21 protein-coding genes are annotated in these 24158 nt (G+C 60.8%); 19 read left to right on the top strand and 2 right to left on the bottom strand.

What is annotated here, in order from left to right:
* Positions 1-137: 137 nt before the first annotated feature.
* From ACP146_RS23110 to ACP146_RS23045, 14 genes are all read left to right on the top strand, one after another.
* Complete coding sequence (locus ACP146_RS23110) at positions 138-1247, top strand: D-cysteine desulfhydrase family protein (protein WP_422369110.1); 1110 nt, start codon at positions 138-140, stop codon at positions 1245-1247.
* Positions 1244-1981, top strand: coding sequence for a sulfite exporter TauE/SafE family protein (locus ACP146_RS23105; RefSeq protein ID WP_422369109.1), 738 nt, complete (start codon positions 1244-1246; stop codon positions 1979-1981). Before ACP146_RS23110 ends, ACP146_RS23105 begins: the two co-directional genes overlap by 4 nt.
* 46 nt (positions 1982-2027) lie before the next feature.
* A complete protein-coding gene (locus ACP146_RS23100) occupies positions 2028-2405 on the top strand; it encodes an iron chaperone (protein WP_422369108.1) in 378 nt (125 codons plus the stop codon).
* Positions 2406-2563: 158 nt separating this feature from the next.
* Positions 2564-3436: a bile acid:sodium symporter family protein gene (locus ACP146_RS23095; protein WP_422369107.1), complete on the top strand. Its 873-nt coding sequence runs from the start codon at positions 2564-2566 to the stop codon at positions 3434-3436.
* 183 nt (positions 3437-3619) lie between these two features.
* Positions 3620-4096, top strand: coding sequence for a hypothetical protein (locus tag ACP146_RS23090; protein WP_422369106.1), 477 nt, complete (start codon positions 3620-3622; stop codon positions 4094-4096).
* Positions 4097-4366: 270 nt separating this feature from the next.
* Positions 4367-5584 carry a tyrosine-type recombinase/integrase gene (locus tag ACP146_RS23085; protein ID WP_422369105.1) on the top strand — a complete coding sequence of 406 codons (1218 nt, stop codon included), beginning with the start codon at positions 4367-4369 and terminating at the stop codon, positions 5582-5584.
* Positions 5585-5998: 414 nt separating this feature from the next.
* The gene (locus tag ACP146_RS23080; protein WP_422369104.1) at positions 5999-6901 is read left to right on the top strand and encodes a hypothetical protein; all 903 of its coding nucleotides are present in this window, start codon (positions 5999-6001) and stop codon (positions 6899-6901) included.
* Positions 6902-6929: 28 nt separating this feature from the next.
* Positions 6930-7340 carry a hypothetical protein gene (locus tag ACP146_RS23075; RefSeq protein WP_422369103.1) on the top strand — a complete coding sequence of 137 codons (411 nt, stop codon included), beginning with the start codon at positions 6930-6932 and terminating at the stop codon, positions 7338-7340.
* Positions 7341-7390: 50 nt separating this feature from the next.
* Entirely contained in the window at positions 7391-7810 is a 420-nt protein-coding gene (locus ACP146_RS23070; RefSeq protein ID WP_422369102.1) for a hypothetical protein, read from the top strand.
* 135 nt (positions 7811-7945) lie between these two features.
* Complete coding sequence (locus ACP146_RS23065) at positions 7946-8629, top strand: hypothetical protein (protein WP_422369101.1); 684 nt, start codon at positions 7946-7948, stop codon at positions 8627-8629.
* A gap of 306 nt (positions 8630-8935) precedes the next feature.
* The gene (locus ACP146_RS23060; protein WP_422369100.1) at positions 8936-9217 is read left to right on the top strand and encodes a hypothetical protein; all 282 of its coding nucleotides are present in this window, start codon (positions 8936-8938) and stop codon (positions 9215-9217) included.
* A gap of 42 nt (positions 9218-9259) precedes the next feature.
* Positions 9260-9496, top strand: a complete 237-nt coding sequence (locus ACP146_RS23055; protein WP_422369099.1) for a hypothetical protein — start codon at positions 9260-9262, stop codon at positions 9494-9496.
* Positions 9497-9814: 318 nt separating this feature from the next.
* Positions 9815-12697 carry a PAS domain S-box protein gene (locus tag ACP146_RS23050; RefSeq protein ID WP_422369098.1) on the top strand — a complete coding sequence of 961 codons (2883 nt, stop codon included), beginning with the start codon at positions 9815-9817 and terminating at the stop codon, positions 12695-12697.
* Complete coding sequence (locus ACP146_RS23045) at positions 12690-14111, top strand: sigma-54-dependent transcriptional regulator (RefSeq protein ID WP_422369097.1); 1422 nt, start codon at positions 12690-12692, stop codon at positions 14109-14111. The genes ACP146_RS23050 and ACP146_RS23045 overlap by 8 nt, the downstream gene beginning before the upstream one ends.
* A 6-nt stretch (positions 14112-14117) precedes the next feature.
* Here the strand turns inward: ACP146_RS23045 and ACP146_RS23040 are convergent, their stop codons facing one another.
* Positions 14118-14882: an HAD-IIB family hydrolase gene (locus tag ACP146_RS23040; protein WP_422369096.1), complete on the bottom strand. Its 765-nt coding sequence runs from the start codon at positions 14880-14882 to the stop codon at positions 14118-14120.
* 10 nt (positions 14883-14892) lie between these two features.
* Complete coding sequence (locus ACP146_RS23035; protein ID WP_422369095.1) at positions 14893-16344, bottom strand: mannose-1-phosphate guanylyltransferase/mannose-6-phosphate isomerase; 1452 nt, start codon at positions 16342-16344, stop codon at positions 14893-14895.
* 482 nt (positions 16345-16826) lie between these two features.
* Between ACP146_RS23035 and ACP146_RS23030 the strand changes: the two genes are divergently transcribed.
* From ACP146_RS23030 to ACP146_RS23010, 5 genes are all read left to right on the top strand, one after another.
* Complete coding sequence (locus tag ACP146_RS23030) at positions 16827-18227, top strand: nucleotide sugar dehydrogenase (protein ID WP_422369094.1); 1401 nt, start codon at positions 16827-16829, stop codon at positions 18225-18227.
* Positions 18228-18254: 27 nt separating this feature from the next.
* Positions 18255-19868: an HlyD family secretion protein gene (locus ACP146_RS23025; RefSeq protein WP_422369093.1), complete on the top strand. Its 1614-nt coding sequence runs from the start codon at positions 18255-18257 to the stop codon at positions 19866-19868.
* Positions 19852-21474, top strand: a complete 1623-nt coding sequence (locus tag ACP146_RS23020; RefSeq protein ID WP_422369092.1) for a glycosyltransferase — start codon at positions 19852-19854, stop codon at positions 21472-21474. Before ACP146_RS23025 ends, ACP146_RS23020 begins: the two co-directional genes overlap by 17 nt.
* Before the next feature lie 188 nt (positions 21475-21662).
* Positions 21663-22940 carry a hypothetical protein gene (locus ACP146_RS23015; protein WP_422369091.1) on the top strand — a complete coding sequence of 426 codons (1278 nt, stop codon included), beginning with the start codon at positions 21663-21665 and terminating at the stop codon, positions 22938-22940.
* A gap of 4 nt (positions 22941-22944) precedes the next feature.
* Positions 22945-24147 carry a tetratricopeptide repeat protein gene (locus tag ACP146_RS23010; RefSeq protein ID WP_422369090.1) on the top strand — a complete coding sequence of 401 codons (1203 nt, stop codon included), beginning with the start codon at positions 22945-22947 and terminating at the stop codon, positions 24145-24147.
* The last annotated feature ends 11 nt before the right edge of the window (positions 24148-24158 follow it).

Below are 24158 nucleotides of genomic sequence, written 5' to 3'. Positions count from 1 at the left end.
TAGTGTTGTATAGCCTGACGGGGCATTGCAATGATGTTCGAGAAATCCCCGGCCGGACGCCGCCCGCGCAGCCCAGCAGAGTCAGCCCAACAGAGTCAGCCCAACCCAGGCAGCCCAGCACAGCAGGACCCTCTTCCATGAGCGCAGCGAAAAGATCGGCCGAAGACAACCTTGAGGAGGCTCTGGCCCGTTTCCCGCGGGTTGCGGTGACCCATGCGCCGACGCCGCTGGAGCCGCTTGCCAATCTGGGCGCCGACCTCGGGCTTTCCCTTCTGGCCAAGCGCGACGACTGCACCGGGCTCGGTTTTGGCGGCAACAAGGTGCGCCAGCTCGAGTTCTATTTCGGCGCCGCCCTGGCGGCGGGAGCCGATACGGTGCTGATCACCGGCGCCGTCCAATCGAACTTCGTGCGCACCGCGGCCGCCATGGCCGCGCGCTTCGGCATGGAATGCCATATCCAGCTTGAGGAGCGGGTGCCGGATGTCACGCCGCTCCATCGCAACAACGGCAACGTGCTGCTCGACCGCCTGTTCGGCGCCAGACTGCACAGCTTTCCCGAAGGCGAGGACGAAGCCGGCGCCGATGCCGCGGTCGCAGCCATAGCCGACAAGCTGCGCGGCGCGGGCCGCAAGCCCTACATCATTCCGCTGGGCGTGGATCATCCGCCCCTGGGCGCGCTCGGCTATGTCGTTGCGGCCATGGAGCTGGCCCGGCAGTTTGAAGAGCAGGGCCCGGTCGACGAGATCGTCCTGGCCAGTGGCTCGGCGGCGACCCACAGCGGCCTGCTTTTCGGCCTGCGTGCCCTCGGCCTGGAAACGCCGGTGCGCGGGATCTGCGTGCGGCGCCCGGCGGCGGCACAGCAGCCGCGGGTCCTGCGGCGCTGCGCTGATGTCGCCCGCCTGCTTGACCTGCCGGTCGTCATTCCGGAATCTGATATCCGGGTTTCCGATGATGTGCTGGCCCCCGGCTATGGACGGCTGAACGCCGCAACGGTCGCAGCCATCCGCCGGACCGCCGAGCGTGAAGGTTTGGTCCTCGACCCGGCCTATACCGGCAAGGTCATGGCCGGTCTGATCCAGCTTGCCGAAGCCGGGGCCCTGGCCGGCCGGCGCGTCGTCTTCCTGCACAGCGGCGGCACGCCCGCGCTCTTTGCCTATGCGGACCAGCTTACGGATGCCCTATCTTCTGGCGCCCCATCTTCCGGCGCCCCATCTTCTGGCGCCAGTCCTTCCGGTTCTGCCGCGTGATCGACTCCCTGCTTGCCAGCGAGACGGCCGAACTGCTGCTGGTCAATCTCATCGTCTGCTTCGCCGCCTTCGTGCAGGCGGCGGCGGGCATCGGCTTTGCCATGATCGCGGTGCCCCTGCTGGTGCTCATCGACCTCGCCTACGCGCCAGGGCCCTCGCTCTTTGCCATGCTGTTTCTCTCCATCGCCATGGCGGCGGTGGACCGCCGGCACATCGACCGCCAGGGCCTCTCCAGCCTGCTGCCGGGTCTGTGCATCGGCACGATTGCCGGAGCCTTGCTGCTGGGCGCCCTCAGTCCCGCGTGGTTCGGCCTCGTTTTCGGCAGCATCGTCCTGGCCGCCATCGCCATCGGTCAGCTCGTGGCCGCGCCGCCGCGTTCGCGGGCCAGCTATGGCGCCGGCGGTTTCGTCGCCGGCCTGATGGGCACTATCTCCGGCATTCACGGCCCGCCCCTGGCGGTGCTGTATCAGCGCGCCGACCACGCCAGGGCCCGCGCCACCATCGCCCTCATCTTCGTCATCGCCAGCCTGCTCTCGCTGTTTTCCCTCTACCTGGAGGGCATCTTCAGGGGGCCGCAGCTGATGACCGGCCTGTCGCTGCTGCCGGGTCTCGCCCTCGGCTATCTCGCCGCCCAGCGCAGCCGCGCCCACATCTCCGACAGCTTCGCCCGCAACCTGATGCTCGTCATCGCCGGCGCCAGCGCCGTGATCCTGATCGCGAAGAGCATCCTGTGAAGGCCATGATCGTACAACGGCACACGAAACGATCGAAGGAGTGCGGATGCAATACGACGTAAAGACGCCGGATGAGTACATGGACAAACTTGACCCGGACTGGCGGCGCAGGACGCTTGAGGAATTGAGGGCGCTGATCAAGTCGGCGGCGCCCCGGCTCGAAGAAGGCATCAATTACAAAATGCTGAGCTACAGCGACGCGCGGGGCGCTGTATTCCACCTGAATGCCCAAAAGAGCTATGTCAGCCTCTATGTCGGCGACGCCGACAAAATCGACACCGATGGAACCCTGCTGGCGGGCTTGAGCGTCGGCAAAGGATGTATCCGTTTCAGTAAGTCTGTGAATCCCGCCGACACCGGGATTGCCGCCTTCATTGAGCGAACCGTGGCGCTTCGCGATCAGGGGGAGGATATCGGTTGCTGAATGGCTTTCTTTGTTCGGGTCTTGACGCGGCTGGCAGATTTGACCTGTTCAACTCCGCCTTTTTGGAGGGCGGCAGGAGAACGCATTATCCCGTTTGACAAAATGGCTCCAGCCACCGATATGACGCTCGCCGCCAGCAAGTAACTGGGAATCGTGTTGTGGATTTGGTTGTTTCAGTTTTTCTGCCGCTGTCTCTGGGCATCATCATGCTGTCCCTGGGGCTCGGCCTGACGGTCGCGGATTTCGGGCGCATTATCCGTCAGCCCCGCGCCGTCATCGCCGGGCTGTTTGCGCAGGTCGTCCTGCTGCCGGTCACGGTCTATGGCTTTGTCATCGCCTTCGGGGTCAGCTGCGAACTTGCCTTCGGATTCATGCTGCTGGCGGCCAGCCCCGGCGGCGTCACCTCGAACATCCTGACCAAGCTGGTGGGCGGCACGCTGGCGCTCTCCATCTCCCTGACCGGGCTGATCAGCCTGCTGTCGGTCATCACCGTGCCCTTGCTGGTGGTGTTCTGGGCGGGACTGTTCCTGAATGCCGGCGACGTCACCGTCAGCGTTACCAGCCTTGCCCTGAAGATGTTCGCCATCACGGCAGTGCCGGTGGCGCTCGGCATGACTCTCCGCGCCACAGCCAGCGCGCTCGCCGCGCGCATCGAACCGGTGCTTTCCGTCATCGCCGCGGTGCTCTTCGTGGTCATCGTCGTCGGTGCGGTTGCCGCGTCCTGGGACGTTCTGGTCGCCAACTGGTCCACCCTGGCCCCGATGACCGCTTTGATGGTGCTCTCTCTGCTGGCGCTCGGCTGGATCATCGCCCGCCTCATCGGCCTGCCGGTCGCCGACCGCGCCGCCATCGGCATGGAAACCGGCATTCAGAACAGCACCGTCGCCATCACCCTGGCCGGCATCCTCCACGCCGGGCCGGAGGCCCTGCCTGTTATCGCCCTGCCCGCCGCTATGTACGGCATCCTAATGTACCTGGGCGCCCTGCCCGGCGGCTACATGATGTACCGCGCCGCAAAGGCTGCGGCATAAGGGCCGGACGGGTCGAAACCACCGGGGCCGTGGGTCGTCCATTCCTTGATCGGGAGGAATGGACAGGATCGATAGTGTCTTTGTGATCCGGGTCGTTCTTTGCGATAAAAAGTGCCGGTCTGCCATCGGCCTGTTTGCGTAGCTGCAACCCGGCATGTCTCGACACCCAAAAAGGCGGTACTGATGATCGATTGCGTTGAGGCCAACTGCATCCTCAAGGAATATCTGTTCCTTCAGCAAACCATAGAGGATTTCAACAAGCAGGTTATCGAGTTCAAGAGTTGGAGCGTGACGTTCGGGATTGCTGCGCTCATCGCCGCCTATACAAAACCGGTATCCTCGGCCGGCCGGGTTGGTGTCGCTGTTGCCGGGTTATCGGCCATCCCATTCTGGCTGACGGAGAGTTTCTGGAAACTCTCTCAACATCTCCATGGGGAACGGACCAAGGACATAGAGAAATGCCTGAGCGACGGATGTACCGACCTTAAGCCGCTCCAGATCTACACCAGTTGGTTCGAAACACTGGGCGGATTTTGGACAGGCGTCGGGCATTGGCTTGGGGTGGCTTTCCAACCCAACGTCATCACGCCTTATGTGTTTTTGCTCGCAACCGGGCTGGTCTTGGCGTGGCGCTTTCCGCCCCCGGCCTCAACGGAGTGACCGGCGCCCAGTGACCGGTCGTTTGTGAAATCGGCATCGGCCCGACCGCCCCGGCGAGGCAACTCTCGCAAGATCATTTTCGGGAGATTGGCGGACCCGACATCCGCATAACTGTAGTCCGCGAGAATTCACTTCGGTCTAAATTATGAAGTTTTCTCATAATGTTATATCCAGATTTCGTCTACAGTAGTCTATGGCCGAATACCACAGTCCGTGTAAAAGTGTGGGACGGAATGTGGGATGAAGACTGCGAGGGAGGCTGGTCCGGGTATGGCAAAGCTGACAGCAAGGAGGGTCCAGACCCTCAAGGAACCTGGCCGATATTCTGACGGCGGTGGTCTCATGCTGCTCATCGACAAGCACGGCGCCAAGCGCTGGATTCTCCGGGTTCAGTTCAAGGGCCGCCGCCGCGACATCGGCCTCGGCAGCCTTTCTGACGTTTCGCTTGCTGACGCTCGCGACCAGCGCGACGAGATGCGCAAGAAGATCCGGGCTGGTGTCGATCCGGTGGCCGAGCGTCGGCGGGAGAGGCAGAGGGTTCGCACCTTCGAGGAAGCCGCCCGTGCAGTGCACAAGGAGTTCAAGGAAAATCCTCGGAAGTGGCAGAACAAAAAACACGCCAAACAGTGGATTACCACCCTCGAAACCTATGTCTTCCCACGCCTCGGCAGCTTGTCTGTCGATGAGATTGATGCGGCACTAATCTCCGCAGCGCTTAAGAACATCTGGTTTGTTAAGCCGGAAACGGCGCGGCGAACACTTCAGCGGATTTGCATTGTGCTTGACATCGCGCATGTAAGGAGGTGGCGACGTACCGATGTGCCCAACAGCCGGTCTATCGCGCGTGATCTCGGCGAGCACCCAAAAGAAGAAGAAAAGCATTTGCCAGCACTTGACTGGGAGAAGGTGCCGGCTTTTGTGAGCGGAATGAAAGAGACCCTCAAGAGCGGCGAACCGGTTCTGTTGCTGATGGAGTTCACGATCCTCACCGCGGCGCGCTCAGGCGAGTCACGCGGTGCCAAGTGGTGTGAGGTTGATTTTGATGGGCGGGTCTGGAACATCTCGGCCGAACGCATGAAGGCGAAGCGCGCTCATCGCGTGCCGCTTTGTGACCGCGCGATTGAGATTCTGAAGCGCATGCAGGAGCTGCGTCGTCGGCTGGACGATGATGCTCTGATTTTCGAAGGCAGGCCAGGCCGACCGTTCTCAGATATGACTTTAACCCAGCCTCTGCGCAGGGCCGGACTAGACATCACGATGCATGGTTTCAGATCGAGCTTTCGAGATTGGGTAGCTGAGGCAACTGGCTTTCAACGCGAGGTCGCGGAGAAAGCGCTGGCCCATAAGCTGGGCAACAAGACCGAGGCAGCCTACCAGCGAGGCGATCTCTTCGAGAAGCGGCGCAAGTTGATGGACGCTTGGGCCTCTTACATTGCTGGTGACAAGGGCAATGTTGTTTCTATGTCGAAGAGGCATCGCTCTGCATGAGGTTAGCTCATGTAGGATAAAGCTGGACAATCATCCGGAGAATGTTATTTATCGCATGTCATCACCCCCGACACTCGGTTCACGCCGGTGGCATGAATTGAGCTAGGGGGCAGCTCGGTGAGCTGAGACCCGGGGGGTCGGATGCGATCGCAACTATGCGTCGCCCGACCCTTTTTTGTGTGGGCGGCATTTCTGGAGACGCCCACAATGACCACCCCTCAAAGAATCGAACCTCTTCTCATCCCTGTCGATGACGCTGGGCGCGCGCTTGGCGTTGGCAGATCTACAGCCTGGAAGCTCCTCGCTCTCGGTCGACTCGAGCGCCGCAAGATTGGCGGACGCACGCTCGTGACTGTCGAGTCGGTGCGCCGCCTTGCCGCGGTAGGTGCCACAACGGCAGCTGAGTAGATCCCAATGTCGCTGAAGGATGGCTCAGAGCGCTTCAACCAAGGCGGCACGCCGAACATGGCGAACTGGGTGGCGCCGCGCAACATTCGTTTCGCGATGAACCGCTTGCTGCTGGCTGCAAACCTCACAGCTGGCGGGCTGAAGGTCGGGATTGCCGCTTGCTGGCGTGCCAATGGGCTGACTGGGAAGTGCCAATGGGGGTACCGCCACTTGGGTCGCGAAGCCGGGCTGAGCCGCGATGGATATACCCGAGCCTTAAAGGATCTGGAAGCCAGCGGCCTATGCGAGATTGTCCGACCCCAAACGGCCGGGCAAGCACCAGCCGAGTTTCTCTGGAGGTGGGATCTTGCGCGCGCGTTCATGGAGGTTTCCGCAGTTCCGGGAGCTGATCCGGATGCGGTCGATTTCCTGCCGGTCCCACCCTCTGCAAAAAAACGGACAGTCACGAAGAATTCGAACCGTCACGGCAAAAACGGACAGTCCGAAAATACTCCTCTGACTATCCGGCTTTCTGATGAGGGACAGTCCGATTTTCGGCATAGGGGATACCCTGATTCCTCTGGCACTAAACCTCAGGACAAACACCGAGAAAAACCCCGGGAAGAAGGGACACAGGTCACTGGTACCGTCGACGCGTTGTCCGAAGTGGTCCCCTTCAATTGGTTTGAACGCCAGGGATTTAGCGAAGACGATCTCAAGAGTGCCTGCAACTTAGTCTGCGACGAAACCGCCTACTCCGGCTGGCAGGCTTCTGTGTGCCGCGCGTTGGGTATCAAGGATGACCGTTTCAGGAACTGGCGATTGGGCAAAAAGAGAGTTGTCCTTACCAACCAACAGTTCGCGAGAATTGCTGCCGATGCTCACGTCAAATCCGCCCTCCGCCGCCTCGCAGCTGATGCAGAGCGGTAGTTTCACACTTCCAATTAGGAGAATTGCTATGACAGCCTCCGACGAACATCTCCGCCGCACTGCTGTCCTTGGCACAATTGACGAGAAAACCGGCTTATCGACGTGGGCCGTCGGCGACGATTCCGTTGCCGTGCGTTCGGCAGGATATGCCCTGGTGCAGTTGTATGAAGAGATGGTGAAACTCTCAGCTGCAGCTGAAGTTGCCAGAGCCAGCAGTGAACTGACAGAGGCCGGCAAGAAGAGTCAGCTTCGAAAGCTCGGCAACGACTTCGAACGAGTGGATATAGAGGCTGCCCTGGCTGGGCGCGAAGCTTTGGCGGAAGCGAGCGTCAGTATCGGAAAGAATGATTTTAGCCGGAGTCAGCGTCTTCAAACCGGCCTGAGACAGCTTGATGGATTGATCTCTAGCGCTCGAAGCCGATCCTCTGCGCTCATCTAACGTTCTTGATTGGTGGGCGCAAAATAGCGCTGATCTAGGGGCTGATATAAATGAAACGAGACGCGAAAGGACGGTTTCTAAAGGGGGCAGGTGGTCGCCCTCGAGGCGCCCGTAATCGAACGACGCTTGCCGTCGAAAAGTTGCTCGACGGCGAGGCAAAAGCCGTGGTCAGTAGCCTTGTAAAAGCTGCGAAGGACGGCGACGTCCAGGCTGGTATCGCCATAATGCGGGCGGTCTGCCCGGCTCCAAAGGGCAGACTGCTTGCGATCGACCTTCCCAATTTGCGGAGTGCCGATGACGCGCCAGTGGCGATTGCCGCCATCGTCTCGGCGGTGGCCAGCGGGATCCTTACCGCTTCTGAAGGGTCTGAGCTTTCAGGTCTCATTGATCGTTGGCGGGCTGCGTATGAAACGGCAGCCCTCGAGGGACGCATCGCGGCCCTGGAAGCAGCAGCAGAGACAGGCCGATGACCATCAAAGCGCCCAGGCGGAGGCTATCTCCGCCACATGACGACGATAGCGTATTGAGGTTACGCGGCTTTCTGCTCAACCGGTCGAACACGCCCCACAGCCCGTACCACATAGCGGGCTCCAAGGAGGATCCACATGCGTAACGTCCACCTGTACGGACACTTGGCGGAAAAGTACGGTGACTGCTTCCAATTGGCCGTCGACTCACCGAACGCTGCCGTTAGGCTGCTCATAGCGAACTTTCCGAGCTTCCGCCACGACATCGCTGACGGCTACTATCGTGTCGTTCGCGGCGATCCAGACACTGGGTTCCCCCTTCCGCCGGAGATGCTGCACATGCCACTCGGCAGTAATGATCTGCACATCATCCCGGTCGCTGCCGGCGCAAAGGAAGGTGGCATAGGCAAGGCGATCCTCGGCGCGATCATTCTGGTTGCAGCAGTTGCATTGGCGCCGGCGACTGGTGGTGCCAGTGCGGCTGGGGCCGGAGCCGCTGGTGGCGCTGCTGCCGGGTCCGCCGCGGCCACTGGACTGGCTGCGCCGGCTTTCATCCTCCCTGTGTTCGGCACGGCCATCACTTACGGCAACATCGCGCTATTCGGTGCTGCCTTGGCCTTAGGTGGCATCACTCAACTACTCTCTCCGCAGCCATCCGCTGGAGACTATTCGGAGCGCGAGGCGCCTGATCAAAGGCCGAGCTTCATTTCAAACGGACCTGTCAATACCACCGAGCAGGGCGGCATTCGACCGCTGGTCTTTGGCCGGTTTTTGGTGGGCAGCGTCGTGATCTCCGGTGGTCTGGCAGTAGAGCAGATATGACGATGACCTCTAGCCGATTGCGACGGCTTCAGCGACTCGAGCGCGTTGATCTGGATCCGCAACGAGTCGGCCAGGCTCTGTTCGCTGCGCTCGAACCTGGGGGACTGTTGCCGGAGGACCCGGTGCTTGCAAAGCAGGTCCGCAGGTTCATTGACACGCTTGACGCAATTGAAGTCGTGCAGCGCGGGGTATCAGAGGACTATGAGGCAAACTCATCGGAAATGATGAGTGAAAATCATAATTAAGTATCTGATATTATTGATTGTTTCCAGGGCGCGGGCACCCTATCTTTATTGTATGGCAAACATGATCATCACCGTCGACTTCATCAGCAAGCGCACTACCGCCAGCCACTTGGCAGCGGCCCGGACCAGTGTGACCGGACACCCGGTGTTGGCGCCCTTGCTGGGCAAGATGGATACCGACACCAAGGCGGCGGTACAGGCGATCATCTCTCAGGCGTCTGCCGAAGGCCTGACTACGGCTACGGCCGCCCGCAAGATCCGCGACGAGCTCGGCATCAACAAGCGCGCTGCTGAGATAATCGTCAGGACGGGCCTGAGCATCATCGCGGACCGCACCCGCTGATCTAAGAAAGGAGGCTAATATGGGACGTCACCCTGCATCGAAATGGTGAAGGCAAACTTTGACTTCGATCCTGACCAAGGTTGGCCGGAAGAGGCTGTCGAGGCGCTTGGTATTCTGCGGCGCGCCATGTGTGAATGGCCGATCGAGTCATACGCAGATGCAGCTGAGATGGCGGCTGAAGTAGCGCAGATGATAGAAGAGGGTGCCGCTGTCGATGGCAGCGATACCCGCTTGGCACGCCACTTGGCAAAGGGCCTGCGGCGCCTATCAATGAACTGACGCCTCGGCTTGTCTCGCCCTGGCTTTGCTGGAGCCGGTTCCAGTATTGTTTCCGTATCCAAGGTCGATCGATCAGAGATCACCTGCTGGCACATCATCGCCGGTTCCGCCGATACCGAGGAAGGTGGGGTCGCTACGTTTGACCGTGCCTCCGGATTTGCTTCATTAACCAATCTAAACGGGTTAATAACGTAAGAAAGACTAGGTTGAAGAGTGGATCCTTAATGGGCAGGTGGAGATGACAGCCAAAAGGAGCCCGGCGCCCCTGTCAGTTGCGCGCGCCGAAGGGGCTTTCGCTATCGGCAGGAACGCCTGCTGATGCCGTTTGCCGCCGCAGCGATCTCAGCGCTCGCCGAGGCGGCGCCGGTCGCCATCTTCGTGAGCCTTGTTGCGCTTGCCGGCGTCCTCCTGCTGGTGCTGCTGCTGCGCCGCAATCGACGCGACATTGCCGAGACAGAAAAGGTCCGGCGCCGTGCCGAGGAAAGCGAAGCCAGGATCCGGACGATCCTTGAGAACACGGTCGACGCGATCATAACCATCGACGAAACGGGCGTCATCGAGTCCGTCAATCCGGCGGTCCAAAGGATGTTCGGCTATCCCGGCGAGCAGTTGCTGGGCCGCAACGCCTCGCTGCTCATGCAGGTGCCGGATGCCGAAAAGCACGACTGGCATATCCTCGATTACCTGGAGACCGGTCAGTCGCGGATCATCGGTGCCGGGCGGGAAGTGCTGGGGCGAAGGGCCGACGGCGCGATCTTTCCGCTGGAACTTTCAATCAGCGAGTTTCTCGCCGGCGACAAGCGCATGTTCACGGGCATCATGCGCGACATCACGGCCCGGCGGAAAGTCGAGCGCAAGGCCCGCGAGGCGGAATCGAGGCTCGGCGAGGCGATCGAAGCCCTGCCGGACGGCTTCGTTCTCTACGACGCCAACGACAGGCTGGTGATCTGCAACTCCCGTTACAAGGAGATCTACAAAACCAGCGCCGAGCTCATCGAGCCGGGCGTGACCTTCGAAGAGATCATTCGATTCGGCGCAGAGAACGGCCAATACGTCGAAGCCGAAGCGGATCTGGAAGCCTGGATTGCCGCGCGCATGGAGGCGCACCGCAACCCCGGATCGGGGATTGAGCAGAAGCTGGATGACGGACGTTGGTTGCGCATCATCGAACGGCGCACCGAAAGCGGTCAGACCGTCGGCTTTCGTGTCGATATCACCGCGCTGAAAGAGCGCGAGGAGGCACTGCGGCGTTCGCAGGAGCTTCTGGCGCGTACGGTGAACGCCGCGCTCGATGCCATCATCATCATCGATCATCACGGGGTGATCCTGGAGTTCAACCCTGCCGCCGAGGTCATATTCGGATACAGCCGGAGTGAAGCGGTAGGGTCCATGATGGAAGAAGTCATCATGCCCGATCGATATCGGGCTGCCCACCGCCAGGGCATGAAGACCTTCATTGAGACGGGAGTCGGGCCGGTCATCGGTCAGAAGATTGAGATCGAGGCCCAACGCTCCGGCGGTGAAGAGATCCTGGTCGAGTTGGCGATCCAGGAGGCGGCCGGTCCGGAGGGGCCGATTTTCATCGGCTATGTCCGCGACATCACGGCTGAAAAGGAGGACGCTAAAACTCTTGTCGAAGCCAAGGAACGTGCCGAGGTTGCCGGTCTCGCCAAGGCAAAGTTCCTGGCCATGATGAGCCATGAAATTCGCACTCCGTTGAACGGTGTTCTCGGCATCCTCAACCTCCTGCACGACTCCCGAATGGACGCAGGTCAGCTTGACTTGATCAAAACGGCGCGGCAATCCGGCCGGTCTCTGCTCGCGATCATCAACGACATTCTTGACTTCTCCAAACTCGAGTCCGGCCACATGGTCTTCGATCGGGAAGTTTACCTCGTGGAAAATGTTGTAAGTAACGTTCGCAGTTTGATCACACCCCTGGCTGAGCAGAAAAATCTGACCTTGTCGACGCAGATCGGCGAGTCGGTTCCCGAAGCCTGTGTCGGCGATCAGGGACGTCTCGGCCAAGTTCTGCTGAACCTCGCTTCGAACGCGGTCAAGTTCACCGAGACCGGGTCGATCGTTCTTTCGATCGCGTCAAACCCGATTGACCATGACACCGTAGATCTGACTTTCTCGGTCGCCGACACCGGGACTGGCGTGGACGACGACAAAAGGGAACTGATCTTCTCTGAATTCACCACCCTCGACCCGGGCGCCGCCGGTCAACTCGGCGGGACCGGCTTGGGTCTTGCGATCAGCAAGGCGATTGTTGAAGCGATGGACGGCAGTATCGGCTGCGAGAGCTCCAAGGGCACCGGCAGCACTTTCTGGTTCACCGTACCCATGACAATTGCCGACCGGGCTGCCGTGCCGAAGGACGATGACGAGGAAGGTCTCGACACCACGTTGGTGCGCCCCCTGCGGGTGCTTCTGGCGGAGGACAACGTTACCAATCAGCTTGTCACCACCATGATGCTGGAAGGGATGGATTGCGTGGTCGACATTGCCGCCAACGGTCAGGAAGCGATCGAAGCGGTCCGCAGACACAGCTACGATGTAGTCCTTATGGATATCTCGATGCCCGAGGTGGATGGCATTCACGCGACTGAGAAGATAAGGCAGATGCCGCCGCCCGCCGGCACCCTTGTCATCGTCGCCCTGACCGCCTATGCCCTGCCCGAAGATCGCGAACGCTTCCTTGCGGCAGGCATGGACCATGTCATTACGAAGCCGGTTGCCCGCAGCGAGCTGGTGAGTTGCCTGCAGCAGATCGCTGGATCCCTGCCGTTGGGCAGCAACACGCTGGATGAAGCCGACCCCTTCGACCGCAGCGTGCTCGATGCCCTGCTGTTGTCCCAGACGGCCGAGATGAGAAAGAGGATGCTGGATCAGTTTCTTGCCGACGTCGGTGCCCAGTGCGATGCGCTTGCGAAGGCCAGGGCGGCGGGCGACTTCGACGCCGTCGGCCGTGCCTGTCATATACTGAAAAGCATAAGCGAGACTTTCGGCGCCGAGAGTCTCGCCGAAGCGGTGCGGCGGCTCCACGGTCCGGCAGCGGCCGAAAGCGGCGAGACGACCGCAGAGGACACGGCAATGGTGATTGCCGAGTGCGAACGCGTCATACGATACCTCGGGGACACCCCCGCACAAGAACGAACCCCTGGAGACGAGAGCCCCCGGACTCTACGCGATGCCTGATCATCCTGAAATTCTGATTATCGAAGACACCGGCTCTCTGCTGATTCTTTATAGCGAGTGGTTACGCAACGCCGGGCTGGATGTCGATACTGCAGAGTCCGGCACCGAGGCTTTGGAGAAATTGCGAAGCGGATTCTACCGGGTTGCTCTGCTGGACCTTCAACTGCCCGATCTAACCGGCTTCGACGTCCTGAGGGTGATCGGTGAGGAAGCGATACCCACAGCGGTGGTCGTGGTGACCTCCGACGCCTCGATCAATACGGCTGTCGAGGCGATGCGCGCCGGGGCCTACGACTTTGTCGTCAAGCCGGTTTCAGAAAGCCGGCTTGTCACGACGACAGCTAATGCCGTCGAACGACAAGCTCTGCAGAAGGTGGTTGATGATGTCCGCGGCAGCGTCGACGAGATTCGCCGGCATGGTTTCGTCGGAAGTTCGCCGGTCATGCTCGGGGTCTACAAGACTATCGAGTCGGTAGCGAGCTCAACAGTTCCCGTCTTTATCACCGGCGAAAGCGGTACCGGCAAGGAGATCTGCGCCGAGGCCATTCATCGGGCCGGGCCGCGCAGCAAGAAGCCCTTTATTGCTTTGAACTGCGCGGCAATCCCAAAAGACCTCATCGAGTCGGAGATTTTCGGCCATGTCCAGGGCGCTTTCACCGGTGCCACCAAAAGCCGGGTCGGGGCCGCCAAAAGTGCCGACGGCGGCACGCTGTTCCTCGACGAGATCTGCGAGCTTGACCTTTCTCTTCAGGCGAAACTGCTGCGCTTTCTGCAGACCGGCACGGTTCAGCCGGTCGGAAGCGACAAGGCGACAGCGGTCAACCTGCGTATCGTCTGCGCGACCAACAGAGAGCCGCGCCTCGAAGTCGCCGAGGGGCGCTTTCGCGAAGACCTTTTTTACCGTCTTCATGTCGTGCCTTTGAGATTGCCCGCCTTGCGCGCGCGTGGCGCAGATATCCTGGAACTTGCAGCGTCCTTTCTCGCCGAATACGCAAGCGATGACGGCAAGTCATTCAAGGCCTTCTCTCCTGAGGCCGAAACGCGCCTCATGGCCCATGACTGGCCGGGAAACGTACGCGAACTTCAGAATGTCATAAGAGGTGCGGTGGTGCTGAACGACGCCAAAGTGCTGACTGCCGACATGCTGGGTCTGGCGGACGAGGGTCTCGGCGGCGCGGCGCCGGGCCCGACCGAAGGGGTTCGTATTATGCCGGAACCGCAAGGCAATGCCGAACTTCCTCTCTCAGGCGACGCTTCGATCACCTTGGCGCTGGACCGCAGTTTTGCCGAAAACGAGCGCAAGTTGATCGAGGCAGTGATCGACCGCTGTGACGGCAGTGTCCCGAAGGCCGCACGTATTCTCAACGTCAGCCCCTCAACGATTTATCGCAAGCGCGAGGCCTGGGCGGACTAGCCAGCGCTAATGATGCTGCCGGATCAGCTGTGGCAGTTCCGCATGGCCGCTGTTCAGCATGACGGCGAGGATTTGTCGGGTTTCCTCGTGGCTGTTCACCGGGATCGAGCGATTGTTTGGTGAGTCGTCACAAAGCGCAGAGGCGAGGGGCCAGTCGTTGCCGCCTTCCACCATGCGGTCACCGAAAAACGTAAAGCGAGCACCGTGATGGCGTTGCTTCAGAACCTTGAGCGCCATCGCCTTGTTCCAACCGCGGGGCGTGATGTCGATTGAGATCTGCCCGCCGGCCGAGGCATCATAGTCAGGGAAGTCCGTCTTAAAGCGCTCAATGAAATCCGCCCGCTCGTTGGCGTATTCGTCCCAGGTGAAATAGGCGTTGCGTTGTAGCTGGTTCGCATTGCGCCCGGGAACGCTGACATTTGTCATACCGGTTCGGTGTTCCACATGGTTTCCGAAGCGATGCGGATAAACGCTCTCATTGATGAAGTCTTCGAGAGCGCCGATGACCTGTTCCGGGAAATCGTGGTAGCGGCGGTAGACCACCGTGTCGCCGACCCAGAGTTCGGCCGCCGAGCAGGTGAACACGCCGCGCGTTGCAGCAATCACGCTGCCCGGCAGTTGCTCCTCCATTTTGGGCCGGTCGCTGCCGGTCACGAGATAGACCGGATGCTCCCTGCAGAATGCCAGGAATGTCTGTTCGAAGGCACTGTCCATCGGCTGCCGCGGCGCGGTCAGGGTGCCGTCGACGTCAAAAATGTAGATCCTCTTCATCGCCCCATCCTCAAGCCACAAGCGTGGGATTGCCCGCGCGCCCACGGCCATAGGCATCCTCAAGGCGCACAATGTCGTCCTCGCCGAGATAGTCGCCGAGTTGAACCTCGATAACTTCAAGCGGTTCCTCGGTCAGGTTCTCCAGGCGGTGGACCTCTCCCCTCGGCACATGCACATGCTCACCAGCGGAAACACTGCGCACAGTCTTGCCCAGCGTCACGCTGGCGGTGCCGGATACGACGATCCAGTGTTCTGCCCGGCGGTCATGGTATTGCAGGGAGAGGCGTCCGCCGGGATTGACCTTGATCGTTTTGACCTGATGGCCTTTGCCCCGGTTGAGGGAGGCGAAGTGACCCCAGGGTCTCTCGTTCCCCTGACCGGAAACCGCCAGCTCCGGCCGTTCCTGCAACTCAAGGTGCGTGACGACCTCTTTCACGCCCTGTGAGGCTTTGCGCGGGGTGACGAGGACCGCATCGTCGGTGACAACCACAATCAGGTCATTAACGCCCGACAAAGCGACCAGCCTGTCTTTCGAAACGGCCAGGCAGCCGGTGGCGCCATGTGCCAGAACGTCGCCGACAAAGACATTGTCATCCTGACTGCGGTCGGATGTTTCATGCAGGGCGGCAAAGGAACCCATATCGCTCCATCCGGGGTCTGCAGCAACAACGGCAGCTCTCTTTGTCCTCTCCATCACCGCATGGTCGAAGGAGATCGGCTCCACCGCTGCATAGTCTTTTGCCGAGGGGCGGAATGCGCCGCATTCCCAGCCACCCTGCGAAATGGCGAGTCCGACAGCTTTTGTCAGCTCCGGTGCGCAAAGACGCAGCTCTTCGATGAAGCGGCCCCGTCGGGCAAAGAAGATGCCCGCATTCCAAAGGAAGCCACCCTGGGAAACCATGGCTTCGGCCAGTCTGGCCGGTGGTTTCTCGATGAAACGGCTCACCTTGCGCGCCCCGTCGATCAGGGTCTTCCCCTGTTTGATGTAACCGTAACCGGTCTCGGCCCGGGCGGGTTCAATGCCCAGGACGACGATGCTGTCCGTCGCTTCACAAAGTGTTCTGGCCTTGTGAAGCGCGTCCCCAAAGGCATGGTCGTCGGATATCTTGTGATCCGAAGGCAGCACCAGCATCAGTTCATCATCGCCGCCCTCGCCTGCGAGGGCAGCCAAGGCAATCGCCGGCGCCGTGTTTCGCCCTTCATCTTCGCAGATGATCATCCGAAGCCTTACACCGATGGTCTCCGCCTGCGCCTGAGCCAGGGCGTGGTATCGGGCGTTGGTGACCACGATTGGGCGGCTGAACGACGCTTTGTCGGCTACCCGTCTCAGTGTCGACTGAAAAAGGCTCTCGTCGCCGACGAGCCGGCAGAACTGCTTGGGCAGATCGGTACGCGACAGGGGCCAAAGGCGGGAACCGGTGCCGCCGGCCAGAATGACGGGGGTGATGGTGGCCTTGGTCATTAAATTTACCTCCTTGGGATTGGAAGCGCAGAGGCGCTCACGCTCCGAAAGAGGCAATTCGCTTGCCAATTCTGCCTCGCTCCGCAGAGTTTTGCAGTGTGCGTTTTAATTCATATGCTTAGATAAATTGATTAAGGTTAATGGAGCGCAGCGTGTGGAGCTGCCGTTCCAACTTTTTTCATTCCGCGAAATCAAGCGTTGCAGCACGCGACCTCTGGCGCTTGGCACCGTCACATTGCGCTGCGTTGCCGGCAGTTGGACCAAACACCTGGGATTCCGGGACGAAGGGCGCCTAACGATGCGATTTGCGAAGTCCTTGCGGATTGCAGCCGCCCGTCTTCCCATTTCGATACGTCGTGGTTCTGGCGGTTTGCACACCCACCCATAAGATATTGATATAATTAAATTATATTTTCTCCCAGCTCTTGGCACGGCTTTTGAAGTACCCGGGGAAGAAGCACCGTTTCTTGTGGAGAAAGATCATGAACGCGCCGCTGCTTTCCCGTACCAGCCAAGGTTTCGACGCGATCCTTGCGTCAAGGGCGAAGCCTTCGATCAGCGTCTTCGGCCTTGGCTACGTGGGTGCCGTCTCGATGGCATGCCTGGCCAATCTCGGACACTACATGATCGGCATTGACTGCGACCCCGTCAAAGTCGAGGCCATAAACGAAGGCCGATGCACCATCGTCGAAGAGGGATTGGACGCGCTGCTGCTGGCGGGCGCTCTGAAAGGTCTGGTGAATGCGACCTACGACGCTGCCTGGGCTGTCGCCAACACCGATATCACCTTCATCTCGGTTGGAACGCCGACGGCCGAAGATGGCGGTTGCGATGTTAGCGCAATTCGCGGTGTTGCCCGTGATATCGGCAACGCCTTGCGCGACAAGGAGGATTATCACCTTGTGGTGTTGCGCTGCAGTGTTCCGCCCGACACAACGATGGGCGAAGTGGTGCGGACCATCGAGAAAACCTCCGGCAAGCGTCTCAACGAAGACTTCGGCGTCTGCTTCAATCCGGAGTTTCTGCGCGAGGGGGTTGCGGTTGCGGATTTCCACAGTCCACCGAAGACGGTGATCGGCGCCTCCGACGCGCGGGCCGGAAAGATGCTGGCAGATCTCTATGCCGACGTCGACGCTGAACCCCTGCTGGTCGACATCGCCACCGCTGAGATGGTGAAGTACGTCGACAACACCTGGCACGCGGCCAAGGTTACTTTTGCCAACGAAGTCGGGCGGCTTTGCAAGTCGCTGTTGATCGACAGCCACGAGATAATGGATATCTTCGTGCGTGATACGAAGCTGAACCTTTCACCTTATTATCTAAAGCCGGGGTTTGCCTTCGGGGGCTCCTGCCTGCCGAAGGAGGTGCGGGCGATGGAGCATCTGGCTTCGGTGAACGAGATCAATCTGCCATTGATCTCCAGCTTGACGAGGTCGAATGACGATCATATCCGCAAGGCTCTGGAGCTTGTGCGTTCCCTGGGAACAAAGCGTGTTGCACTGCTGGGGTTGAGCTTCAAGGCCGGAACGGATGACTTGCGCGAAAGCCCGCAACTGGAGTTGCTGTCGGCAATTCTGAAATCCGGTTGCGAGGTGCGTTGCTTTGATCCGAACCTGACGCAGATGGGCAACTCTCCGGAGCAGTTTGCCTACATGCACCATGCACGCCCGCACCTGCGCCATCTGTTCGTGGAGCTTCCCCGGCTGTTGTGCGCGAGCCTGGAGGACGCAACGGACGGGGCGGACACGATCATTGTGGCCCACAACACACCGGCCTTCCGGCAGGCTGCCACCGATCGTGATGAAGAGGTGAATCTGGTGGACCTTGTACGGCTCTTTGCCACACCCCCTCAGGAGGCGAGCTATCACGGTCTCTGCTGGTAGAGGTCCAGCGGCAGCGAAGGTCCGAACATGAGAATCTTGCGGGAAAAGCCGAGTCAACGCCGGCATCATCGCGTCGCCGCGCCGCTGCTGGTGACCTTTGCGGAAGGCCAGCGCTATCGCTGTGCGGATTGGAGCCTCGGCGGGTTTCTGATTTCCGGTTTCGATGGAGAACTGCCTGCCGAGGGTACGGTAACCACAATGAATCTGGAGTTGCCGTTTCAGGGTTTCGAGATCTCTTTTGAGGTCGAAGGCCGTGTTGTCCGCGTAGTGAGCGAAGACCGCAGCATTGCTTATGAGTTTGTTGACTTGTCGGAGCGCGCCCGCGATCTGATGAGCCATTTCATCGAGGACTTGATTCGCGGCAAGATGGCAAGCGTCGACGACGCCATCTGCCGCATCGACGTGCCGGTCACGCCGATCTCGACGCAACCGGATGTCAATCCAAAGGGTGAGACATCAATGGTTCGCTGGCCGGTTAAGACCGTCTTGATGTCGGCTTTCTACCTCGTTCTCGGCGCCTGCGTCTTCGGCTATCTCGGTATTCTGCTTTACAGCAACATCATGCGCCTGGAAGTCCAGTCCGCTGTCATTTCGGCGCCTCTGCAGACCCTGAAGATGCCGGTGGACGGCATACTGCGCCCGGTTCGTTTCACGGCGGGCGCCAGGGTCCGCAAGGGCGAGGAGATCGCGCGCATTGAGAACCTGGCCCTTGGTGCGCGCGTAAGCGAAGCGAACATCGACTACATCGAAGCCAGGGAGGCTCTTTGGCGGGCGGAGCAGAAGTACCGCATCGAAGAAGAGCGCCTGAAACTGTACAGAATCGTCAACCGTACCGACCGGGACATTGTCGTCGCGCGCATAGAGGCCCGAAAAGAAGCCTTGAAGGCGGCAGACGCCAATCTGGCCCGTATGCGCAGCCTTGCGAAAAAGGGGCATGTCACCGCGGCCAAGCTCGACGAGGCGGTAAACCGCCAGGCCAAGGCTGCTGCAGGCTTGAGAGAGACGGAACTGGAATTGGAGCGCACGACGGCCATGGATGCCGTGTCGGCCCGGCGCCACTACAATCACAAGGAGTTCGTCACCGATCTCGACATGCTTGCTGTCGACATCAGCGCCGCCCGCAGCCGTTTCGAAACGGCCGCGATGCGGTTGACTGCTCTGGAGGCCAGGCAGGCGCGCCAAGTGATCAGGGCGCCGTTTGACGGTCGCATCGTCTCGCTGTTCCAGGCGGCGGACACAAGCATTGTGAAGAACGCGCCTCTCCTCCTCCTCGAGCAGGACAGCGACCTGACCGTCACTGCCTTTCTCGATCAGGACGAGGTCCTGATGGTCGGCCTCAATGACCATGCCAAGGTCTTCCTGCCGGCGCTAAACCGCCACATTCCGGCTCAGGTCGTTGCCATTGACCGTAACTCGGCTTTCGTCGATCCCGAAAACGGTCATTACATCTGGCGCGACCGGCAGGACCGCACTGCCGCGGTCTCGTTACGGCTCGAGTTGGACGAGGCCGACGGTATGGAGGTGTCAGCGGGCCTGCCCGCCGTGGTCATCTTCAGGCGACGGCTGACCAACGACATCTATGCCGGCCTCACTGCCCCGCCTCCGCTGCCCGCAGGCGATCGCGATGCCGAGCCCATCTGACGGACCGCCTGATCCGCGGGTGCCGGCTCTCGACCGAGTCGCCAATCTTGACGAGCCGACGGACTGGCCGCGCGGTCTTCGGAAGTGGACTCCTGCGGCGCTCTTCAGCATCGCCCTTTACTTCGCCTGTTGCCTGCTTGGGGCGATCATACTGCCGAACAGTATCTGGGATATTGAAACACGCCAGATCACGCTGGTAATCGGCGCGTTGGGCGTCTGGCGTTACGGCTGGTGGTTCGTCCATGCGCTGCGTGCCTATATCTACGGCCGTTTCGTCTATCCGAAAATGCGTCGGCAAGGCCGGGAGATCTGGGCCTCGGGCTGGCGGCCGCGCCATCTGCACTTCATGATGACGACCTACAAGGAGCACCGCCGGATCACCGAAATGGTGGTGCGATCGATCATCAGGGAGGTCCGGAACTCCGGCGTGCCGGGGACCATCTGGCTCGGGTCCTCGGTGCGCTTCGACGAGGACATCGTCATCGATTTTCTCAGGCGCGAGGCCGCCGGCCTGGACATCACCCTGCGGATCATCCGTCAGAATGTCCCCGGCAAGCGCGCCGCCATCGGTCTGGTGCTGCGCGCAATGAGCCGTCTGCCGGTCGAAGAGGACGATCTGGTGGTCTTCATGGACGGCGACTTCATCCTGGCTGAGGGCGCGGTCAGCCGCTGCATGCCTCTGTTCAAGCTCTATCCGGATCTGCAGGCCTGCACCACAGATGAAGAGGTAATCTGCATCGGTCCACGCTGGATCGAAACCTGGTTGAAGATGCGCTTCGCCCAGCGCCGTCTGGCCATGCAGTCCCACGCCCTTTCCGGCCGCGTACTGACCCTGACCGGGCGCATGTCGGTCTTCCGCGCGCGCCATCTGCTGCAGCTTGAATTCATTCGCCTGCTGGAGGCAGACCACTTGAACCACTGGCTTTGGGGCGACTTCCGCTTTCTTTCCGGGGACGACAAGAGCACCTGGTATTACATGCTCAAGCAAGGGGCGGAGATGCGCTACGTTCCCGATGCGCTGGGCTATACGGTGGAGGTGATCGAAGGGTCGGGCATGGACCGTATGGTGCAAAACTTCCGGCGCTGGTCGGGCAATATGCTGCGCAACGGCGCGCGCGCCATCAAGCTGGGCCCACAGCGTATGCCTCTGTTCATCTGGTGGTGCCTTATCGACCAGCGGCTCTCCATGTGGACCATGCTGGTCAGCCCGGTTCTGGCCGTTGCCGCGACATTGCTGCAGGGACCTTCATATCTGGTTTCCTATCTGATTTTCATTGCCGTCAGCCGCATGCTGCTTTCGCTCTTCCTGTTCGGTTATTCCCGGCGGATCGAGATGACCTATCCCTGGATCCTCTATCTGAACCAACTGATCAACGCTTCGGTGAAGGTCTACTGCATTTTCCGCCTCTCCAAACAGCGCTGGTCGAACCGCGGCAACCAGACCGCTGGCCTGGGTGGCGCATCGATGGTCGAATCGGCCCGTAATCTGATGGCCAATTGGTGTACGGCGATCGCCGTCACTCTGCTGATCCTCGCCACCCTGCACTACGCAAAGCTCGTCGAGACCCCGACCGGGACGGCCATCCGCGACATCCTGGGCTACTGAACTGCCTCGCGGAAGCCTGCAGGCAAGCGGCCTTCCGCCTTGCAAATCGGCTTTTGCATTTTGCCAAGACAGAATCACCCTGCCTTAATCAGAACAAAATAGTCATTCTAAAACAATAATATAACGCTTCGCGCGATCTGGCACGGCGATTGCTCCTACAGGGAGAGGTCATATCGGAGAAGCAAGTCATGGCGCGATTCAAAAGGCGTGGGCGATTCTATGCTTTAGCACTGGGTCTGGCGGCCGCCGCCGGCCTTGCGCCGGCCGTGCTGAACCTGGTCGTCGATCCCTACAACATGAACGGTCTCGTCGATCTCGATCTGAACAAGCAGAAGGTCAGCGAAAAGGCGCACTACCCGCTCTGGAAAATGGCGCGCTATCCGAATGAAGGGGCAGCGACCGTCATCCTGGGCGACAGCCGCGCCCGCGCGCTGCGCGAAAAGTACTGGCGGGAGCTGGGGCACGAGGATGTCTTCAACTTCGCCTACGGCGGTGCGACGATTCAGGAGGTCTACGATACCTTTCTGTTCATCAGACAAAACCCGTCGCTGAAAAGGCTGATCATCGGCATTCAGCTGCGCAGCTTCGACCCGGACCACAAGGGCGGCATGAACAGAGTGCCCGAAGCGGTCGAACTGACCCGCGAGCCCTTCGACTACTATACCAGTTGGTTCGTGGCGAAGGTCGCATGGCGCAATCTGCAAACGCGCTACGCCACGCAAATGCAAGAACTGGAAGGCTGGTTCCCGCGCATCATATCCCCGGCACAGGCGGCGGACTACGGCGCGCCGGGCGAAACGCCGCTTTCTATGCTTCTGGGTCCCGATGCCTGTTACGGCTGTCGGCTCCCGGACGTCACGGAACCCGTAGTCATGCCGGTTTTTTCCAAAGGGCCCAACCTGGGTCTCGGCCGGGGGCACGGTCCCTGGTCGGCGATCTGGACCGACAGCCAAGTCGACAGGGTACTTCCGCCCCGCTTCGAACATCAGGTGCGCAAGAACGGCCGCTCGGACTGGAAGTCCTTCACTTTCTCCGAGACCCTTTGGTCGCGCATCGCCGAGATCGCAGACTGGTCGGCGGCGAACGGTGTGGAACTGGTCTTCGTAATCCCGCCGACCATCACCGAAATGCAGGCCCGGATGGCTGGCTACGGTCACGGTGAACTCAATACCGGCTTTCGTCTTCGCCTCGCCGCCCTGGCGCCGGTCGTCGACCTTGACTTCGACAATGGCATGACCCGCGATCTGTCCCAGTTCTCGGATGCCTATCATTTCAACGCCAAGGTCGCCCGGCGGATCGTGGGGGAGCTGGTTCAACTGGTGTCCAACGACCCGACGAGCCAGAGCAAGGCACGCAAACGGCGCGGTGCCCTGCGTTGTCCGATCTCGCCCGGTGACGTCGCCGCCAGCCTCTCCGACGGCATGGTCACCATGTCAGAGGGTCAACACTGCCGCCTTTGGAGGTGAGCCGATGACAAGCTTGCGCTATCGCAGTCTCACCTCTCTCTGCCTCGCTCTGATGGCCGGTGCCGGCCTGACCCTTGCCGCTGTCCAGCTTGACAGTTGGAAAGTCGATTCCGCGCGGAACGCGCCTGTCGATCCGGTGGTGACCGAAGCCCTCGGTCAGGCCCGCGGACTCCAAAAGCTCGGACGCTGGGACGAGGCGGCGGTCATCTTCGAACGCTATGCGCAGCAGGGGCATCCGACGGCCATGTTCCACGCAGCAAAGGTCTACAGCCGCGGCTGGGGTGTTGCGCCCGATTTGGAACACGCGCGCCAGATGTTGCTGCGGGCGGTTCAGTACCAGTTCGCCCATCGCGGTGAGGCAGCTTTCGAACTGGGCCGTCTTTACCAGCGCTCGGCGGGCCCGGACTGCAACCGCATCGCCGTGGAATGGTTCCTGCGTGCCTTGGACTGGAACTATCGCAAAGCCCATGTCCAACTGGCCATGCACTACGAGCGCGGGCTCGGCGTCGAGCAGAATGTCGACCGGGCGGTGACGCACTATCGCGCCGCTGCCGAAGCCGGTTACGAGACGGCTTCAATCCGCTTCGCCAGGGCGCTCTTCAAGGGCCGCTTCGGCATGACTCCGGACCCTCAGCGCGCTCAACGCCTCGCGGAGCGGGCAATAGAAGCCCTGAAACGCAAGGCCGCCGAGGGATCGGGCAGCGCCGCCAAGACCCTGGGGCGGCTTTATCGCGACGGTGAGTTCGTCGAGGCCGACCGCAAGCTCGCCCTTCGCTGGCTGAAGCGTGCGGGCCATCTGGGCGATGCCGGCGGCATGCACGATCTGGCGCGGCTGATGCTCGCCATCCCGGCGGCGGGCGATGCCGAGGCAGAGGACAAGGCGCAGGAAGCGCTCACCTGGTTGCGGCGGGCCGCAGGCATGGGCCACGGCGGCGCCATGACGGCGCTGGGCCGTCTGCATCTGAAGGAGGATCACGGCCTGCCGCGGAGCGCGGCGGTCGGCTGGTTCAAGAAGGGTGTCGAGGTGGGGCATGGCGGCTCGATGGAGGAACTGGCGCGTCTCTGTGCGGAAGGTGAGTTAACACCGCGCGACCTGCCTGCGGCCATCACCCTGGCCCGCCGCGGGGCATCCCTCGGTCACCGGGGTTCGCAGAGTCTGCTTGAGGAACTGCTCGCAATGGAGGCGAACGGTCGGAGTCGGGGTTAGCCCGACCAAGA

This window comes from Pelagibius sp. (genome assembly GCF_965249265.1).
Taxonomy (GTDB): domain Bacteria; phylum Pseudomonadota; class Alphaproteobacteria; order Kiloniellales; family Kiloniellaceae; genus Pelagibius.
This window is presented reverse-complemented; position numbering and strand designations above follow the sequence as displayed.

What these genes read in the sequence shown, in the direction of transcription:
- ACP146_RS23090 (WP_422369106.1), top strand. Translation starts at nt 3,620, where the DNA reads ATGATCGATTGCGTTGAGGCCAACTGCATCCTCAAGGAATATCTGTTC.
- ACP146_RS23100 (WP_422369108.1), top strand. Translation starts at nt 2,028, where the DNA reads ATGCAATACGACGTAAAGACGCCGGATGAGTACATGGACAAACTTGAC.
- ACP146_RS23060 (WP_422369100.1), top strand. Translation starts at nt 8,936, where the DNA reads ATGATCATCACCGTCGACTTCATCAGCAAGCGCACTACCGCCAGCCAC.
- ACP146_RS23045 (WP_422369097.1), top strand. Translation starts at nt 12,690, where the DNA reads ATGCCTGATCATCCTGAAATTCTGATTATCGAAGACACCGGCTCTCTG.
- ACP146_RS23010 (WP_422369090.1), top strand. Translation starts at nt 22,945, where the DNA reads ATGACAAGCTTGCGCTATCGCAGTCTCACCTCTCTCTGCCTCGCTCTG.
- ACP146_RS23080 (WP_422369104.1), top strand. Translation starts at nt 5,999, where the DNA reads ATGTCGCTGAAGGATGGCTCAGAGCGCTTCAACCAAGGCGGCACGCCG.
- ACP146_RS23035 (WP_422369095.1), bottom strand. Translation starts at nt 16,344, where the DNA reads ATGACCAAGGCCACCATCACCCCCGTCATTCTGGCCGGCGGCACCGGT.
- ACP146_RS23085 (WP_422369105.1), top strand. Translation starts at nt 4,367, where the DNA reads ATGGCAAAGCTGACAGCAAGGAGGGTCCAGACCCTCAAGGAACCTGGC.
- ACP146_RS23055 (WP_422369099.1), top strand. Translation starts at nt 9,260, where the DNA reads ATGGTGAAGGCAAACTTTGACTTCGATCCTGACCAAGGTTGGCCGGAA.
- ACP146_RS23020 (WP_422369092.1), top strand. Translation starts at nt 19,852, where the DNA reads ATGCCGAGCCCATCTGACGGACCGCCTGATCCGCGGGTGCCGGCTCTC.
- ACP146_RS23050 (WP_422369098.1), top strand. Translation starts at nt 9,815, where the DNA reads ATGCCGTTTGCCGCCGCAGCGATCTCAGCGCTCGCCGAGGCGGCGCCG.
- ACP146_RS23030 (WP_422369094.1), top strand. Translation starts at nt 16,827, where the DNA reads ATGAACGCGCCGCTGCTTTCCCGTACCAGCCAAGGTTTCGACGCGATC.
- ACP146_RS23065 (WP_422369101.1), top strand. Translation starts at nt 7,946, where the DNA reads ATGCGTAACGTCCACCTGTACGGACACTTGGCGGAAAAGTACGGTGAC.
- ACP146_RS23110 (WP_422369110.1), top strand. Translation starts at nt 138, where the DNA reads ATGAGCGCAGCGAAAAGATCGGCCGAAGACAACCTTGAGGAGGCTCTG.
- ACP146_RS23070 (WP_422369102.1), top strand. Translation starts at nt 7,391, where the DNA reads ATGAAACGAGACGCGAAAGGACGGTTTCTAAAGGGGGCAGGTGGTCGC.
- ACP146_RS23015 (WP_422369091.1), top strand. Translation starts at nt 21,663, where the DNA reads ATGGCGCGATTCAAAAGGCGTGGGCGATTCTATGCTTTAGCACTGGGT.
- ACP146_RS23075 (WP_422369103.1), top strand. Translation starts at nt 6,930, where the DNA reads ATGACAGCCTCCGACGAACATCTCCGCCGCACTGCTGTCCTTGGCACA.
- ACP146_RS23040 (WP_422369096.1), bottom strand. Translation starts at nt 14,882, where the DNA reads ATGAAGAGGATCTACATTTTTGACGTCGACGGCACCCTGACCGCGCCG.
- ACP146_RS23025 (WP_422369093.1), top strand. Translation starts at nt 18,255, where the DNA reads ATGAGAATCTTGCGGGAAAAGCCGAGTCAACGCCGGCATCATCGCGTC.